Below are 18,116 nucleotides of genomic sequence, written 5' to 3'. Positions count from 1 at the left end.
CGTTTCGGAACAGGGTACCTTAAAATGCAATGTTTTAAATCGTACTTATTTATGCGATTTAGAACTCGCCGGTCTGTTCGACAACGCAATTATCCAACAGGTCTATTCATCAGGAGGTTTTATGATGATATATCAAAAACATTTTGGATACATTGCAGTAGTATTGATGCTCTGCAGTGTATGTATCACAGGCTGTTCATCAACACCCGCAACAGCACAGCTGGAAAAGGGAAAAGAGCTTGCTGCTTGGCAAGGAGAATGGCAATCTCTCAGCGCAGTGTCCGGTGCGTCCAAATTGAATGACACCTATACTGCGCAGGCAGAAAAAATGCCGTTTTACAATGCTGAAGGGCTTAAAACAGCAGTTTCAGGCATGCTGAAAACACCGGTATTAAAAGCAAAATTTGATGGTTCCAATACCGTTTTATTTACCGTAACAGATCAAGACGGCAAAGAACAGCAAATCGCATGCGAATACCGTTTTGTCGGCACAAGTCCTATTAAAGGATTTGAAAAAGCATCATGGTATACTTTTGAAGCGGTAAAGCCGGTACAAGGTCTTGCAAGCGCACGCTATTTTATTGCAGTACCTCCACACCGCGACAGTCCCGACAGCATGCTGCACTGGCATATACGGTTTGGAAGCTCCGATATAAAATCCTTAGTTGACGCTGATCCTCTGTGGTGGCCGACCTACACTGAAGCAGCATACTCGCATGAAGATTTGGTAAAGCTCTTTACTCCAATTGTTCCGGAACTGGCAGGTATGCTTCCGCAAGCATCATTTGCAGCATATGCCGGAAAATGGATCAACACGGCACTGATTTATGATGATCAGCGCCCTGCCGTTCAAAACGCATATACACAGCTCATTAAAGAATTTGCAGGAAAGAAAGATGGTAACGACTTCACCAAGGAAGAGATCATCGCAATGGCGAAAAAATCTTACGGTAATGCCGCCGATTTTACACACCTTGAATTTATCACCGGGATGGATAAGAATGAGTTAGTAGTATGGAAGGGCACTACGGAACTTTCACGCAGTGCGTATATGCAGGATGGCGCAAACGAACTCCGAGCCTCTGCCAATGCCTTTATGGCAACCGACCGGCAGCAAGCAGGGAAATTTGCATTCTTAGCAATGACGACACCGCATGGCACACCAGCCCACATGCATGTTTGGTACGGCATGAAACCAAGTGAAATCGGTAATACCGATGGTTCAAAACCAACTTGCATTCCGGCAGATAGCTCAGAAGAGCTTGTTGCACACCGTGTACTCAGTACCGGTCGCAAGCTCTTGCAGCAAGCAACGAAAAAGTAGTATACTCTACTCGTGAAGAAATTTTGACCGGTCCGATAGCATATCTCCTAAAAATAATTTATGCGAAGTACGCGACCCATTTTTGCTTGAAGGACCGGTCTTTTTTATTCATGCGGAGAATTGCATACTCCGGCACTTTGAAGCCATAATTATGTAAATATTAAAAGCTGACTGCCACCATCTCATGGAGGCACTATCCTCCGACGCAAAGCACCGGAGGATCAACCACTGCATCTGTTATTTTGCTTTTCCTTGATTTGCAACGGCATTGATTTTGGCATTGATCTTTTCTTGATCACCTAAATAGGCTTTGCTCAATACTTTAAAGTTTTCATCAAATTCATACACCAACGGTACACCGGTCGGCAGATTAACCTGAATAATTTCTTCATCGCTGAGCTGTTCAAAATATTTTATCAATGCACGAAGGGAATTACCATGTGCAGCGATTAACACCCGTTTACCAGCCAGCATATCTTTTTTAATAACACCTTCAAAATACGGAATTGCCCGGGCAATAGTATCTTTCAAGCTTTCGGTACGGGGAAGTTCAGCCTTATCAACTCCGCGGTACGGTGTCTGCAAATACGGACAGCGCGTATCGTTTTCGGCGAGTACCGGCGGTGCAATATCAAAAGAACGCCGCCAAATTTTTACCTGAGCTTCACCATATTTTTCAGCTGTTTCAGCCTTATTCAACCCCTGCAGATCACCGTAGTGCCGTTCATTTAATTTCCAAGTCTTTACCACCGGCAACCAGTTGCGGTCAAGCTCATCCAACACAAACTGCAGTGTATGAATAGCACGCTTCAAATAAGAGGTATAGCAAATATCAAAATCAAAACCGGCAGCAGCAAGTGCCTTTCCGCCTTCCTTTGCTTCCTCAACGCCTTTCTCAGACAGCTCTACATCAGTCCATCCTGTGAATAGATTCAATTTATTCCATTCACTTTCTCCATGCCGTATCAGCACTAATTTCATATATTACTCCTTCCTTAAAATTGAACAACAGAACAAAGTGTCAACTTTGGAAACTGTTGTATTGGTACGCTATAGCGTATATACAATCTGTAAAAGTTGCCATTTTTATGAAACTGTTCAGACATTTGGTTCTGCAGCTTCTATTTATTTTGCAAAGAATCGATAATTCATTTCTTTAAATATCGGATACTCTTTTTCACGTTTGATAAGCTGTTCAGTACCGATCGAACCGGCTCCCAAAGATTCATATACTGCGGTGAAAGCAGCAATATGGTCGCGGTATTGTTCTGCAGCATATTCCGGTGAAATCTGCGCATCAACCATAAGCGGCCAATCCATCGACTGAGCAAGCAGCACTTCTTTTGCAGCCATATTCAGAGTCCGCTCTTTAAGCCCCTGATCATTCGGGAAACGTTCGGCAAGATCGATCATCCGCTCCACCGCCTTTTGTATACAGGGAAACATCCAGTCATTAGCACTATTGAGCAGCTCATCAGCATAGCCGCTCGGTAAATGCGAAGCATAAAACGGTTCAATACTCTGTATACGCCGCACCTTTTTTAGGTACTCCGTCGGTAAAGTACACTCCATGTCCTGCATAGCTGCAATCTTTCTCAAGACCGATTCAAGCCAGTACATCCCTTCAAACCATATCTTACCAAAAAAAGTAAGTGGAAGAATACATACAGAGCAAAGAGATTCTCCGTCCAGGAAAGAAGCAGCTTCTTCCAACACCGCAGAACGATTTGCAATAAACCGTTCTGCATCGCGTTCTGCCTGTGCTTTTCCTACTGAGACATCATATTTTTCGCCATTCCTGCTGCAATAACAGAAACCGGTAGCACGGCGGCCTTGCTCAACATTAAATAAGGCTGATAAGCCCTGTTCATCAAGCTCAAAACCAATATCTCTTGCCGTATCAAGATAATGAGGGTTGGTATAAAAGCCGCCTACAGCTTGTTCTACATCAGCACAGGCTCCGGTATCCTTACCCAACACACTTAGACCGCTTTCCGTAACCGCTGCAGAAAATACTCCCCGCGCAGGAGGATGATCCGCAAATAAGAAACTTTGACTTTCAAGAATCGTATAATCGATTCCATAAGATTTGACAAGACGATCCAACCCAGCGCTGTAGCCCATTGCCGGAAACCAAAAACCTGCCGGAACCATTTCGAAAGTCTCCCGAAAACTGCTCAAACCAAACTCCATCTGAGCAGCTAGAGACTCCGGCATATCCTGATAAAAAGGAAAAAAACAGGGAGTAGCTGATGTTGCCATCAGTTCAAACTTCTGTTTTGCCGCAAACTTATTGATTTGTTTTAAAATATCTTTTTGATATAAGCCGATAAAATCATCGCGGTTACGCAGCAACCTATCACGATGTAATATTGTCAGTTCTTTTTGCGCGGGAGAGAGGTCTTGTGTAAGCTTTTCTTGCGCAAAGGCAATATGACGGTCTATATACGCTACATATTGATCGCAGCAAAAAGAAGATTTCAACATTTCACATACAAGCGGAGATATAACAAGTACGCATTTAAAAGGAATACATTCAGTATCTAGCCGATCGCACATCCGCAAAAACGGCAATAAACTATAAGAAAGCAAATCATAAAACGGAGCGGCAGCAATATCGCTGACAGTATCTCTATGAGGAACATAGGGGACATGGGCATAAAAAACGAAAAGCATGTTTTTTTTAATCATCGGGTACCTCGAATAGAGTACATGTAATGTGAGAGAAACCGTATGCAATCACTTAACAAGGGCTGCATCTATTTATCGAAAGGCTTGCCGATAATGCTGAAAATGAGATTTTTTTAAAGTCGGCAAGCCTGACAAACTGATTATTTTATTTACCGTATTTTGCGAGACGCAAAGCTTCTGAAGGATATTCTTCCGCTGCATCTTAACGGTATTTGATTGAGCCAAATGCTGATCATGTCCATCCGAGAATCGGGCAATAAGTTCAACTTGATGGAGACATTCATCAAATGAAACATGCACATACCGGCTCCTATCTGCAAGCGGAACTTGCACATCAAAAAAATCCACTGATGTTAATGTCTCAGAATCAAGCGAATGCACCCTCAATACAAAAGATTCAAATCCCTTTGAGGTTGTTAATTCTGTAAATAAGCGCTTATGAAAATCCCAAAACACAAAAAACCACAAAGGATCTTTTAATACTGCCCGTATCTCCGTCATATTATAGCTGCATACGGCATTCTTTTGCTGTACGGCAGCAGACACTTCCAACACCTCTTCATCGGTACTCATCTCATCTTCAAGTTCAAGCAATTCTCCGATCAACAGATGGCGGGCTAAATCATCAGATAAAAACAGCCCATACCGGTCTGCAAGCCTAAACAGCGCTTGAGTTGATAGTGTTTGTAAATACGATTTTGTAAATTTCACCACATCACCCATATTGCATCATCTAAAATATTGCAGTTTATGTCAAGGGTATAATCATTATTCCTTTCCCGCTGAATACATAGCGCTACCGCCGAGGAAGTATTTAGATAAGCTTAAAAACATAATCACCATCGGTAAACTTGCCAGTAAGGCAACTGCCATCATCGCGCCTTCATCCGCAAATTTTTCTTCGGCAAAGCTCACAATATAGGTCGGAATTGTTTTAAGCCGCTGATCCTGTGCTACCATCAAGGGCCACATGAGGTTATCCCACTGCTGCCGGAATGTTAAAATAGCAAGCGTTGCCAATGCAGGACCGGAATTAACGAACACAATGCGGGAAAAAATACCCGGCTCGCTACAGCCGTCAATACGGGCAGCAGCAATAACATCGTCGGGGAATGTCAATAGATACTGGCGCATCATAAAAACCCCGAATGCATTCATCATAAAAGGGATAATCAATCCGCCGTATGTATTCTGAAGATTGAGATTCAAAACAACCATATAGAGCGGCACCATGATAGTCTCAAAAGGGATCATCATGGTCATCATAATGAATAAAAAGACGGTATTCCGCCCTCTAAAATGGAACTTCGCTAAGGCATAGCCGGTAATACACGAGAGGATGAGCGTTGTACCCGTGATAATCGAAGACACAATGAGCGAATTGAGCGTATTGCGGAGAAAAACAAAATTTCCATCATTCCCGGCAAGGGCACGGTAAAAGTTAGACCACTGTATTTTCTCCGGTATCCACCGATACGGAATACTGGTTATCTCTGCAGCAGGCATAAAAGCTGCGGTAAACATAAATAAAAGCGGAGTAAGAACAACAACAGCACTGACAATTAAAAAAAGCGTCATCAGTATATTTTTTCCGCGTTCGGGCAGGACTATCATCAATACAATATATAATACAAATATAATACTCAAAATAACAAGGAATTGCACAGTATACTCCCTAACACTAATACGAAACGTCTTCGGAGCGTGAAAAACGCAGCTGGATAATCGTCAGAATGAGCATAAAGAGGAAAAGCAGAACACTCATAACACTCGCCCTGCCGACATTGTAATTACGCATTGCCGTATTATAAATATTCAGCGTGATGACATTGATCGGCGCCAAGGGGGATCCTGCCTGCGTAAATAAGTACTGCGTTGAAAATGTTTTGAGGCATTGCAGCATCGCCATAATAGATACCAGCACCGTAGTAGGTTTTAAAAGCGGTACGGTAATACGGAAAAAAGTTTGCCCGCGGCTTGCCCCGTCAATTAAAGCTGCTTCATAGATACCGCGCGGGATTTTCCCCAAGCCGGTTAAAAACAAAACAGTAAAATAGCCAATATACTTCCAAAAATAGACAATCATGGTAGAAATTTGCAGCATCACTCCATTACTGAGCCACTTAAAATCAACACCGGAACTCATAATGATAACATTGGCTAGTTGATTTGCAATACCGCGCGGTTCAAATATCAGCTTCCAGATCAAGGCTGCAACAACTGATGATAACACAGCCGGTGAATAATAGATGAGCTGTAATACCCGTGAACCGGCAGGGCGGAATGTTAAGAATGCAGCAAGCACTAAACTGCCGATAACAAGCGGAATAAAGGTACCAAGCGTGAACACAATGGTTGCCCGCACTGAATTCCAAAAATCAGGAGATGCAAAGATTTTAACATAATTGGCAAAACCGACGAATACCGGAGGTTTGAGCGATATCATATTTTTATTGCAAAAACTTAAATAAAAAGCATTCACAATAGGATAAAACGAAAATAACGTAAAAAACAGCAGTGCCGGTGTTACAAACAGCCATGCCCATACTACGATTTTTTTTTCAAGACTTCTTTGAGCCATACTATCTCCTCAAAATAAGCTGTGTTTGCAGCACCGGCACGGATAAAAATAGAATAACCTTCACCATCCATGCCACGTACTCGGTATCTCTCAGAACTATCAAGCCTAAAAATGATTAAACCGCCCCCTTTCAAGATACCGTCAGGTATCTCTAAAAACTGATGTGCAATCCGCTTTAGAGGATATGATACACGAGTTCTTTACAGAACAAACCGATAGGCTGGCAGTTTTTAGAGATTGCCTGTAATTTCTTCTTACATTTGCTCGTCTAAGAGTGATTGTGCGCTTTTCTTGAGCTTTGCAACAGCATCTTTGGGAGAAACGTTATTCATCATAACATTTTCGATGGCTTCTTTAATTAACTCATTGATCTGCCAGCTTGCAGCACCAAAATATACCGGTTCAGCACGTTTTAAGTCCTCGATAAAGACATTGCTATAGGGTATTTTTTTGAACTGTTCGCTTTCAACCAATTCTTTTTTCGGAGCAATTAAGGCAATTTTTTCCAGATATTGAGTAGGATGGCTCAGCATAAATGCAACAAAGCGCCATGCTTCCCGCTGTTCACGTTCAGGTATCTGAGAATTGACCATGTAGTACTGGAAGTAATAGCAGTTTGAAAGGTTTTTTCCGCCTTTGAATACCGGATACGGAATAATCATCCACTCATTGCTGTTATAAAAAGCGGGATTAGCCTTGAGCATACGTGCTTCCTGATAGAGACCGGAAAGGTGCATGGCTATTTCGTTTTTATCGTTATCAAACTGCTTACGTGCTGCAGTATAGGTAGGAGCGCCGAGGTTCTTGCCGTTCGGTCCCCACTGCTGCATATATTCAAGAGCTTTTTCCCATGCCGCAGTATTCACGATTGCTTCTTTACCGTCTGCAGAAACTACAGCACCGCCCAGCTGACTTACCATCGGAACCCACGAGATAAGATAGTCGCCATACCGGAAATCAAAACCGCGGCGTGTAATAATATCACCGTTGCGCTTCACGATCTTTTCTGAAACCGCCATCATATCTTCCCATGTTTTCGGGTAATCTTTTTCAGGATCAAGCCCGGCATCCCGGAAGATTTTTTTGTTAAGATAAATACACCAGTTCTGCAGCTCAAAGGGTAAGCCGTATACCTTTCCTTTTTTGCCTAAGAGAGAGCCGTCCTTGTCTGTAACGGGATCAAGCATGTGCGGCATATACTGAGCAATGATATCAGCATCACTTTTTAGACCGAGTGCTGCAGGATCAATGGGAGCAACCAAGCCCTGTGCCAAAAGCGGATATGCCTTCTGTAGTTCCATATTCCAGATTGAAGGTGCATTCTTTGCTGCATACGCAGTCGGTATCAAATCTTGTATCTTTGTAGAAGGATACACGGAATACTTAATCGTAACATTCGGATGCTGTGCCATATACTCGGCAGCATAGCCTTCTTCCAACTTTTGCCGGTTGGGATCTTCATGTGTCCACATAACAAGGGTGATTGGTGTGTTATCATCTTCTTTACCGCCCATTGCAAACAGCGCAGAACCGGCAACGACACACATCATCAACAATACTGTAAGCTTTTTCATCATTACCTCCAAAACATACGGTATCTTTCAGCAGTACAGCTTTCAAAGACACCCATAGTAATTTAACAACATTAAATTGTATACCGGCTAAGCAGAAAAAGCAAGAAAAAAATACTTTTTACAGGATAAATTCGCAAATTGCCATAAACCGTTTTGAAAACAGTACCTTTTACAAGTTGTAAAAATCATGTGCAGCACGAGCACTTGCGGTTTTAATAAAAATCACTATACTCGATACACTATGACGCTCTATGAATATTACATGATCTTTCCCGATGGAGACAGACAAGAAATTTCCGGCACAATGCCTATCGGTTCCCTGTATGACATTAATGGACAGCCATTATATCCGCCGCTTCCAACCAACAAAATGATAGTCTATCAAGTATGCGGTAAACGCACCCGCGAAGACAGAGGGATTGTTACAACCTACTATATCATGGAGCAGCTGTCTGCAGATGAATTACGTGCCTATCTGTCATGATCAACACCTATAATGAAACACATCTGCATAGAACATTAAAAAATCTTTACAGCGACGAAGGCGCAGAACAAGAAAAACCTCTACACGGCTTTATCTGCGATATTTTTGAAGACGGGCGCATTACAGAAATTCAAACTTCCAAATTGACCGCTCTCAAGCATAAGCTGGAAACACTTTTACCGCTCTATCCCATCACCGTAGTATATCCGGTCATCGAAAACGCCTTTATCATTATGCTCAATGCCGACGGCACCCAGCGCAGCTACCGCAAAAGTCCCAAACACGGCTCGTTTTACCAAATTTTTCGTGAGCTATCGGGAATTCTTCCCTTGCTCGATCATCCACACCTGCGTGTGCGGATTGTATACATGGACTGCGATATTATTAAAATTGATGATAAACAGGGCCGAAGCAGATATAAAAACGCACGAATCATTGATAAAAAGCTGTTGAAAATCAACCGGGAAGAAATACTGCATGGAGTCAACAGTTTTACACAAGACATACTCAATAAATTACCGGAACTCTGTGTTAGTACCGATGTAAAAAAACTCGGTGCCGGAGCACATACCTCATACGTTATATCATTTTTAAAAAAAAGCGGGAAAATTATGTTTTGCAAGAAGGCAGGACAGTACAATGTATATAAAAAAACCGGTACTTAGCACATACCAAGCACCGGTTTTCGCCCTCCTTCCCAGCAGCACATCACAGAGCAAAAAGTTATAGGAAAGCTGCTGAAAAGAATATCACGCATTAAAAAACGAGGGATCACCTCCAAGAGTCTATCACTCTTAGAGGTATGCTAATCCTACCATGTATCCTTCATATCATCTTCATCACGCAGATCGACTTCATAAAGGTCTGTAACAGCGCGGAGGTCATCGAAGTAAATGTAGTAGTTGCCATAAGCTTCCCACGGATTGCACTCAATCCGGAAACCAACGACTTTTAATCCCATGCTGGTACCATAGTGGTAATCTTTCTGAACAATACCTGTACCTGCTGCATTCTGCGGAGGAACCGCAACAGTCATTAACTTCCAGCCGGCATGGTTAAGTTTACCAACATAGAGTTCGAAGCGCTTTCCCATGTAGTCTTCAAGGATGAGCTTCAAAACATGCGGATAGCTTCTTCCAACAACCCATACACTTACCGTCTTGGTAATACCTTCAACCGGAATCGGCTTTACGGCATATATCTCGAAACTGTTATACCCGCGGCGATAGTACGAAATCTTTGCTCCGTACACCTTATTATCAGGAAGATTAAGCCCTTCTTCTTCCGGAATCGGCTGCTTTTGCTTGGGAGCGCCCTCGAACAAACGCCCTTGGATAATACCTTCATCAGAAGACATAGAGCAAACCCATGAACCTTCATTTTCAAACTTATCAACCGAAACTTCCTTTAAGCGCTGTTCGGCAGATTCAATACCGATGAGCGAAGGATCCGCTTGATCAAGAGATGAAGCATCTCGCGCATTACCGCTATTGTCTTGTGCAAATGCACACAGCGACAGAGCCGATAACAGTACTAATACGGTAAAATATCTTTTTGTCATTATTTTCCGCCCTCCTTATTTGAATCGGTATCAGCAAACTGAGCTTTTTCCAACTCGAAGCCGTCGTAAGAAGCCATGCGGGTATTTGTTAATGCTTTAAATTCATCAAAGAAAATATAGAAGTCATCAACATTTTCAGTGGGCTGAGTACGAATTCTAAATGCAACAAAGCTCATATTCTTAGTCTGAGAAAGATACCGGGATCTTTGCTGGATATTGCTCGGAACAGTAACGGCAAGATTCCTCCAGCCGTAATAATTCAGTGTAGCCACCGGCAATGTATGAATACGTCCATTGCAGTCACGCACTAAAATTTCGAGATCATAAGCATAGCCTACACCCCAAACCCACAGATCTAATCTCTGGACAATGCCCTTAAAGGGAATTTCGTAAGGAGCTGCGTTATCACCCTCGCCCGATCCTTTTGTAGGATAAATATCAACCCAGTTATCACCCTTGCGGTTAAATTTGAATTGTACGCCTAAGAATTTGTATTCTTGTTCAGCATCGGATTGCATAACCCGTAAAGCATTCGGCATTCCGTCAAAATACTTTAAAATAGGATAACCTTCAGTAATAAACTTACTTCCAATACCATTCCATGTTATCTCTGATGATTCAGGAGAATCAAAAGTCTCCACCATGTACGTTTGATAATTGACACCGCTATCCTGTGCTGCCAATGGAATACAAACGACTGTAAACATCAGAACAAAGACTGTAAGAACAACGCCTTGTTTCATTCACAACTCCTTTTATTTCCGCCGATATTCTAAGAAATCCTGTTTATTATAATCTGAAAAAGAAACTTTGTCAAACAACTCAAGCTCCTTCTATCAACTCATAACGGAACAGTCTGTTCTGCAGCGGCTAAAGAACTCTACTTGCAGTATCGGCAAAGACCGAAAAATTTACAAGAGGGTAAATCCTCAAAAACAGACCTTTTTAGTAGTTTTTCTTTGGTTGACATCCTATTTTTATACCGAGCCGGCTCTCCGGTACACCGTAATATGCAGCGCCAGAGCCAATACCGTCAGTCCTGCAAAAAGAGCAACAGCAGATACAGAGCTTATATTTCCGAAATACCAGAGTCCCCATCCGAAATAAGCACCGAAAAGAAGACCAAGAAATCCCAAAAAACATAGACCGCATAGAGTATAATAGTAAAATGTTACCTCCGCACAAAAATGCAGCAGCGCATCAAAAATAAACAGCGTACTTGCATACAGCAATATATAGAACACAACGGGCATCACACGAGGATCTGCACTAGTAAAAAAAAGCTGCTGATATATTTTTACGGTGAATAGACCGAATAATCCGCTTGGTACTGCTAAGGGCTGAAAGCCCGATAAGAGAAATACGGCAAGCGCTGTGATCAATAGCGGCACAATCGTATGGGTAAAAAACGCATGATACACATAACTTTTCATCGAATCAATGTTGTGCAGTGCGAGGGGAAATACGATCGAAACCACAGGAATCAGCAAACCTGCCGTAAATATTCCTAAAAAAAATGAAAAAATATGCCTATTTTTATCTTCCAGCTGAAATGCATAAGAAGCAAATACAAGCGGTAAGCACAAAAGCAATAACACAACCATGACGACTACCATACCATAAAACACAGTGAGAGACAATAAACCTGTTCGGAAACTTCCGTTTCTGAACAGGTTACCGTGAAATGCGATGTTTTAAATCGTGCTATTTGCGCGATTTAGAACTCGTCGACCTATTCGAAAACGCAGTTATCGAATAGGTCTAATGCCGCTGTTTTGCATCACCGGCGGATTGAGGAAGGTGTCTTTCTCTAAAGCGCTTTCCGATTAATTTTTGCCTAAGTCTTTACAGCAGCTTATAGACTGCGGTATACTAAAGAGTCATAAAAAAAGAATACCTCTCAAAAAGCATTATATGCGGTATTCATAGTATCAAGTAAGTAGGAGTTTTTCATGGTTATTTTAACATTGAATTGCGGCAGTTCTTCAGTAAAGTATCAGGTGTATGACTGGGACAATAAAAGCGTCCTCGCATCAGGTGTGGTAGAGCGGGTAACACAGCCCGGCAGTGTGATTACACATGAGGCAAAGGGAAAAGACAAGTATGTACTGGAAAATCCCTGCCCCACTCATACCGATGCAGTAGAACTCATCATTAAAACACTCACAGACGCTTCCGTCGGTGTTATCACTGATATGAGCGTTATCAAAGCTGTCGGGCACCGCGTAACCCATGGCGGCGACAAGTTTATCAAATCGGTTGTCGTAACTCCCGAAATCATCAATACATTCCGCGAAGTACAGGATCTAGGTCCGCTGCACAACCCTGCAAACATCATGGGTATTGAAGCTGCTCAGAAGGTACTGCCCAATGTTCCGCATTGCGCAATTATCGACACAGCATGGCACCAGACAATGCCGGAAACGAGCTTTATGTATGCAATTCCCCACGAATGGTACGAAAAATACTCTGCACGCCGCTACGGATTCCATGGAACGAGCTTTTTATACACAGCAAAACGCGCTGCGGTCATCCTCGGTAAAAAACCGGAAGATACCAATATCGTTATTGCCCATATCGGAAACGGTGCTTCGATGTGCTGCGTCAAGCAGGGCAAGTGCTTTGATACGTCGATGGGGCTGACCCCCTTGGAAGGCTTGGTGATGGGTACCCGCTCCGGCGACTGCGACCCGGCACTTCCCTTCTATATTATGCGGAAAACCGGAATGACACCGGCAGAAATGGATACTGCTTTGAACAAAAAATCAGGTCTACTCGGCGTTACCGGGCAGTATGTTGACCGCCGTGATGTTTCTAAGGCAATGGAAGAAGGCGATAACCGGGCACGGCTTGCGTTTAACATGGAAGTATACCGCTTACAGAAATATTTCGGTTCCTATATTGCAGCTCTCGGTCAAAAACCTGATGCAATCGTCTTTACCGCCGGTGTCGGCGAATTCGGATTCGATGTACGGCTCGCAGTCTGCGAAGGTTTAACCCACCTCGGCATCAAGATCGATCCTAAAAAGAACGCGCTTGCCCGTACCCGCAATGCAGAAACCTGTATCAGCGCTGACGATTCCCCGGTAAAGATATTCGTTATCCCGACTGATGAAGAACTGGTTATGACAGAGGACGCTTATGCGCTGATGAAAGGGACATACGATGTACATACCAAGTTCACATATTCATTCCAGTCACCCGATTATGTCAACAAGGCACGGGCTGAAGGCTTAAAGAAAGACTTGGAAAAGAAACCGGAACTTGCAAGCATCGTTGTAAAGATTCCCGGCGCTCACTAAAACACCTCCTCACCTGCATCAATCGATGTACATACCACTGCACCGGTTGATGCAATAGGGCATCTTCTAAAAACTCAGGTATAGTTTTTAGAGGATGCCAATACTCGCAAAACGCTGTTGCCCGCCCCTCCTCTACACACAATGACAGGAAGGGAGCAGCGCGTATTTAGACTTTCAGTGCGTCATCCATACCGATACCTCACGCAAAACATCCGAAACGGCTGACCTGGACGTGAAGCTTTGATCATTTCTCCCCTGGTATCTGCAAAAGAACGAAGATATAGATTTTTAGAAGAAGCGCTATCAGTAAAGCTGATGAGCTTACAGTTTTTAGCAATTCCCAACTGTAATCTTTGCTACCGCAAACTCTATTGTACGATAGCGCGGCGCTTGTTCAGTAGTGTCCCTGTGCATACACGCGATGCAGCTTATGAGCATTAATGAATAGTCATCCTGTTAAAACCCGATTGCTGGAATATGAAGAGATATGGTATCCGTGCCGCTTCCGAACCGATTTTTGCAAACAGGCGGAGCAGATACAAGGCGCTTAGTAAATTCTAACCGGAGGCGTATCTATGATACGTTGAGGACACTTTTTTGCCGTACGACGCAGTGTGTTCCATAAGGTGGTTGCAGTCGGCTTTAATACCTTTCGTTACGACGCAAGCGGCGGGGTATTAAAACCTCCGCACGAATAAACATTGCTACTCGCCGAATATGATTATGAAAGGAGGATTTATATCTAAGCCGAATGATAAAATTATTGCCGCTTTTAGTTCTGTTACAGAAATGATTGATGCAGGATGGGTAATCGATTAACTGTTTTCATAGCATGTTATTTCTAAATTAAATGTACGCACGAATAATGGAAAATCCATTTAAATTTATCGTACCTTTACACTTTTTTCATAAAATATACACCCTTATCCTCCTATATTATCTCAATACATACTATTCAAAATAACCATCCAAAAACCTCATACTATTTTGGGCGGTTTAATCCCTAGCTTAAACGAAGGAGCATTACATGCCGAAAAATGTTGGATTGACGATGAATGTCATTGAAGCTGTTGCCGCTGTAGCGGAAAAACTTGCCGGGTCAAAGTTAAAGATTAAGACTTCAAAGGAATTTTCTCATGCTGTTGCACATTTGAATGACTATTTTGGAACGGATGAGCGTCAGACATGGCTTCTTTGTGCTATGCTTGCCCTGCATTTTGAAAATAGGAGAAAACCCTGCCGGTTAAATACAATCGCAGATTTTTTCGACTGCTCAATGCTTACGATGTTGGCGTGTAGAGGAGATATCGAATCGATTATTGTAAAACATTATATGTATACCGTAAATGCACTGCATGATGATAAAATAGGTTTAGACAGTTCGTTTCAGTTTTCGGAAGAATTTTTGCAGTGTCTTTTGCAGAATGAAAAGCCGGTTATCACTGCCCCCGCACCGGCTGAAACGGATGTACTCGATATGGTAAATAAAATCAGACATGAAGTATGCCGTCGGCACTCTTTGGGGATAAAGGTGCGGATAATGAATGCAGAAGAAAAAAGATATGCAGACGACCCCTTTGTTATTGAAACAAAGCAATTACTGCCCGGTGAAAAAAATCTTCAGGCACGGATGATGTTTTACACTTGCTGTTCTCATTATATTACCGGAGATGAAGTAGGACTTGCAGAATTACTCGACGCTACCGTGTATCCGGCGAGTACAAAGTTTGCTCTTGCACGGGAGTGTATGGATGAACGTTTCATTTTATTTAAAGAGGACTTAGTCGCTTTCGATCAAAAAGGCACGCTTACCGATGCAACGATTGAGATTACCCAAAAAGCAAAAGAACTGTTGTTAGGAGAAAACATCGATCTTTTTACAAAACCGGCACAGGGAACCGGTATTATTCAACCGGACGCAATTACGGCAAAAGACCTGTTTTATGAGCAAAAAAATGAAGCGGAAATAGCCCGTCTTACCTCTTCTTTGCAGGAAGAACATTTTTGTGAAATACAAAATCGGCTTTCGGAAAAAGGTTTGCCTAAAGGGGTTGCCGTATTGCTGTACGGAGCGCCGGGTACCGGAAAAACAGAAACAGTGTATCAGCTGGCAAAAGCAACGGGGCGGATGATTTTGCATGTTGATATCAGCCAAGTAAAATCATGCTGGTTCGGCGAAAGCGAAAAGAAAATTAAAAAGATTTTTACCGATTATCATCAACTCTGCCGTGCATGTAAAAAGGAGCAAGATGGAAAGATGCCGATACTGCTTTTCAATGAAGCGGACGCAATTTTTTCCAAGCGGAAAGATACCAATTCCAGCAATGTGGCACAGACAGAAAACAGTATGCAGAATATTATTCTGGAAGAGATGGAAAAACTTGAGGGTATCTTGATTGCAACGACAAACCTTGCTGACAATTTAGATACGGCATTTGAACGGCGGTTTCTATTTAAGATCAAGTTTGAAAATCCATCCGTCGAGGCAAAACGGAAAATCTGGAAATCAAAACTGAAGTTTCTCGGCGAAAACGAATTGACGGCTTTTGCGGAAAATTACAATTTGAGCGGCGGACAGATTGACAACATTGTCCGCAAAGCAATGATGGACGAAGTATTAACCGGTATGCACCCAAATATTGAAACACTGCACGAGCTTTGCAAGCATGAAAAAATCGGCCATGATTATGAACAAAGGATCGGCTTTTCTTGCTGAGGCAATTTGTGCGGATAGGGAATAGCTCAAAAGTTTATTCTTTTTTTGCTTTTTTGGCTATTTCCTCTATCGATCCGGTAAGTTTGCGGGCTAATAGTAGACTTACCTAAAATAGTGTATAGAATGTATAGAGAACCTTTAAAAACCTCATTTTTTAGAGATACCCTATAGAATAATTCATGTTTAATTGACAAGAAGGAGTTATGATAAATATGGAAGGTTTATTTTCAGCCGCTAAAATGGCGCAGCTGAAAAACACGGCGAGTTTGCCTTGTGGCAAACATCACAGATTGTATGTACGCTATCGCGTACCAATTCAGCATCCTCCAAAATTGATATTTTGTTCGCCTGCTGAATTTTAAGGAAGGTATAACTTCGGCAACCAAATAGGGGTGCCTCGTTAACCGATGAGTTTGCTTAACGCAAACATCACAGATTATATGTACGCTATCGCGTACCAATTCAGCATCCTCCAAAATTGATATTTTGTTCGCCTGCTGAATTTTAAGGAACAGATGAATAAACCTAAAAATGAACAAGAAACACCGTTTGACTTTATAGAGCAGTGTGATACAAAAACGCTGTGTGCAGTTTTACAGCAAGAAGATCTGCTGATTATACCGCCGCTGCTTAGGAATGTGCCTTTGCCGAAAGCGGCTGAACTTTTGCAGATGCTTCCCGATCGTATACGGTTTCAGGTTATCGAAAACCTTGTACAGGGAAACAAGGAATCTGAAGATGAGGCGGAACACATTGCAGCGGATATACGGAATAAAATAGAACTGTATATGATAGCGCCGTATAGCAGCGAACTCGGCGGTGTAGATTTTTTAGAAAAGATGATCGGGCTTACGGACAGTCGGTTTACGGAAAATGTACTATCCTTTTTAGAGAAAACCAACTATGAAGCATACACAGCATTACGGAAGCGCATCTTCCTTTTTAAAGATATTGCTCTACTGCATAATCATTCTATCATCAAACTGCTGCGTAAAATTGATAAAGAAGACTTCTTGCGGGCGTTCAGTGTACCGTGTCCCGCCGTACAAGAAAAAATGGAACGCAATATGTCCAAAGAGACCGCGGCAGCAGTGAAAGAAGAGCTGGATTATATGGGACCGGTACCCATACAGGAAGTACGGGCATCCCGGCAGAAGATTATCGAGCAGCTCCGTCAGTTAGTAGAACGCGGCGAAATCGTTTTGCAATACACGGATGCAGAACTTTTTTTAATGCAAAAGAAAACGATATTCAAGGCAGCTGCACCGAATAGAAAAACTGTCTAAAATGGTAAAAGGAGAATACTATGCAACAAACAAAAATACCGCTTACAGACGAAGAACAAGCAAATATGCAGTTTTTAGAAATAGAGGGCGATATGGTAATGGGAGCAACCAATCCCAGGAGACTCATAGGGAGCCTTGCAGTACCCAACGGTACTACAGAGATTGGTAAATTTGCTTTTTCCTTCTGCAGCGGTTTAACACGTGTTACAATACCTGCCGGTGTTACGCTGATTGATAGGGAGGCATTTTCTGCCTGCACTTCTTTAACAAGCGTTACGATACCCCGCACTGTTACGGTGATTGGCAGCGCTGCATTTACCTGTTGTTTCGATTTACCCGCTATTGTTATCCCCGATAGTGTCATCGAAATTGGTCCGTTTGCATTTTCACCTGTAGGAATCTTAAAACAGTAATTATAGAGTCTACTGTTATAAAAGATATTGACGAAACAGCATTTGAAAACGTACATGCCGATATACATTTTACTGTAAAAACCGATGCAGTAAAAGCAATGCTGAAAAAGAACGCCACAATACGGGATGACCAAATTACAGTAGCCCCGAACTCGTACATTAATTGATTTTCTCCATGCGCTAA

17 protein-coding genes are annotated in these 18,116 nt (G+C 42.4%); 8 read left to right on the top strand and 9 right to left on the bottom strand.

Annotated elements, in window-relative coordinates:
- Positions 1–121: 121 nt before the first annotated feature.
- A complete protein-coding gene (locus tag ACTTJ8_RS01420) occupies positions 122–1,324 on the top strand; it encodes a ZinT/AdcA family metal-binding protein (RefSeq protein WP_442720128.1) in 1,203 nt (400 codons plus the stop codon).
- A 237-nt stretch (positions 1,325–1,561) separates the two neighbouring features.
- Here ACTTJ8_RS01420 and gpmA read toward each other — a convergent pair whose 3' ends face one another.
- The 6 genes from gpmA to ACTTJ8_RS01390 form a co-directional block, all read right to left on the bottom strand.
- A complete protein-coding gene (gene gpmA, locus ACTTJ8_RS01415) occupies positions 1,562–2,305 on the bottom strand; it encodes a 2,3-diphosphoglycerate-dependent phosphoglycerate mutase (protein ID WP_442720127.1) in 744 nt (247 codons plus the stop codon).
- Positions 2,306–2,449: 144 nt separating this feature from the next.
- A complete protein-coding gene (locus ACTTJ8_RS01410) occupies positions 2,450–4,015 on the bottom strand; it encodes a 1,4-alpha-glucan branching protein domain-containing protein (protein ID WP_442718589.1) in 1,566 nt (521 codons plus the stop codon).
- 72 nt (positions 4,016–4,087) lie between these two features.
- Positions 4,088–4,726 (bottom strand): DUF4912 domain-containing protein, encoded by a 639-nt coding sequence (locus ACTTJ8_RS01405; RefSeq protein ID WP_442720126.1) that lies wholly within the window; start codon positions 4,724–4,726, stop codon positions 4,088–4,090.
- A gap of 57 nt (positions 4,727–4,783) precedes the next feature.
- Positions 4,784–5,629, bottom strand: coding sequence for a carbohydrate ABC transporter permease (locus tag ACTTJ8_RS01400; protein WP_442715754.1), 846 nt, complete (start codon positions 5,627–5,629; stop codon positions 4,784–4,786).
- Between the two features lie 67 nt (positions 5,630–5,696).
- Positions 5,697–6,596, bottom strand: coding sequence for a carbohydrate ABC transporter permease (locus ACTTJ8_RS01395; protein ID WP_442720125.1), 900 nt, complete (start codon positions 6,594–6,596; stop codon positions 5,697–5,699).
- 254 nt (positions 6,597–6,850) lie between these two features.
- Entirely contained in the window at positions 6,851–8,173 is a 1,323-nt protein-coding gene (locus ACTTJ8_RS01390) for an extracellular solute-binding protein (RefSeq protein ID WP_442720124.1), read from the bottom strand.
- 238 nt (positions 8,174–8,411) lie between these two features.
- Here ACTTJ8_RS01390 and ACTTJ8_RS01385 point away from each other — a divergent pair, with 238 nt between their 5' ends.
- Together ACTTJ8_RS01385 and ACTTJ8_RS01380 are read left to right on the top strand one after the other, a co-directional pair.
- Positions 8,412–8,654: a hypothetical protein gene (locus ACTTJ8_RS01385; protein ID WP_442715724.1), complete on the top strand. Its 243-nt coding sequence runs from the start codon at positions 8,412–8,414 to the stop codon at positions 8,652–8,654.
- Positions 8,651–9,319 (top strand): DUF8091 domain-containing protein, encoded by a 669-nt coding sequence (locus ACTTJ8_RS01380; protein WP_442720123.1) that lies wholly within the window; start codon positions 8,651–8,653, stop codon positions 9,317–9,319. The genes ACTTJ8_RS01385 and ACTTJ8_RS01380 overlap by 4 nt, the downstream gene beginning before the upstream one ends.
- A gap of 146 nt (positions 9,320–9,465) precedes the next feature.
- Here ACTTJ8_RS01380 and ACTTJ8_RS01375 read toward each other — a convergent pair whose 3' ends face one another.
- From ACTTJ8_RS01375 to ACTTJ8_RS01365, 3 genes are all read right to left on the bottom strand, one after another.
- The gene (locus tag ACTTJ8_RS01375) at positions 9,466–10,215 is read right to left on the bottom strand and encodes a flagellar filament outer layer protein FlaA (RefSeq protein ID WP_442720122.1); all 750 of its coding nucleotides are present in this window, start codon (positions 10,213–10,215) and stop codon (positions 9,466–9,468) included.
- Complete coding sequence (locus tag ACTTJ8_RS01370; protein ID WP_442719491.1) at positions 10,215–10,958, bottom strand: flagellar filament outer layer protein FlaA; 744 nt, start codon at positions 10,956–10,958, stop codon at positions 10,215–10,217. Before ACTTJ8_RS01370 ends, ACTTJ8_RS01375 begins: the two co-directional genes overlap by 1 nt.
- A gap of 234 nt (positions 10,959–11,192) precedes the next feature.
- Complete coding sequence (locus tag ACTTJ8_RS01365; RefSeq protein WP_442720121.1) at positions 11,193–11,819, bottom strand: hypothetical protein; 627 nt, start codon at positions 11,817–11,819, stop codon at positions 11,193–11,195.
- A gap of 348 nt (positions 11,820–12,167) precedes the next feature.
- Between ACTTJ8_RS01365 and ACTTJ8_RS01360 the strand changes: the two genes are divergently transcribed.
- The 5 genes from ACTTJ8_RS01360 (at position 12,168) to ACTTJ8_RS01340 (ending at position 17,932) form a co-directional block, all read left to right on the top strand.
- Positions 12,168–13,517 carry an acetate kinase gene (locus tag ACTTJ8_RS01360; protein ID WP_442715719.1) on the top strand — a complete coding sequence of 450 codons (1,350 nt, stop codon included), beginning with the start codon at positions 12,168–12,170 and terminating at the stop codon, positions 13,515–13,517.
- Positions 13,518–14,544: 1,027 nt separating this feature from the next.
- Positions 14,545–16,233, top strand: a complete 1,689-nt coding sequence (locus ACTTJ8_RS01355; protein ID WP_442720120.1) for an ATP-binding protein — start codon at positions 14,545–14,547, stop codon at positions 16,231–16,233.
- A 212-nt stretch (positions 16,234–16,445) separates the two neighbouring features.
- Complete coding sequence (locus tag ACTTJ8_RS01350) at positions 16,446–16,595, top strand: hypothetical protein (protein ID WP_442719936.1); 150 nt, start codon at positions 16,446–16,448, stop codon at positions 16,593–16,595.
- A gap of 153 nt (positions 16,596–16,748) precedes the next feature.
- Positions 16,749–17,519 carry a FliG C-terminal domain-containing protein gene (locus ACTTJ8_RS01345; protein ID WP_442720119.1) on the top strand — a complete coding sequence of 257 codons (771 nt, stop codon included), beginning with the start codon at positions 16,749–16,751 and terminating at the stop codon, positions 17,517–17,519.
- Between the two features lie 20 nt (positions 17,520–17,539).
- Entirely contained in the window at positions 17,540–17,932 is a 393-nt protein-coding gene (locus ACTTJ8_RS01340) for a leucine-rich repeat domain-containing protein (protein ID WP_442716379.1), read from the top strand.
- Positions 17,933–18,116 lie beyond the last annotated feature (184 nt).

The sequence above is a fragment of the Treponema sp. genome (genome assembly GCF_052169735.1).
Lineage (GTDB): Bacteria > Spirochaetota > Spirochaetia > Treponematales > Treponemataceae > Treponema.
This window is presented reverse-complemented; position numbering and strand designations above follow the sequence as displayed.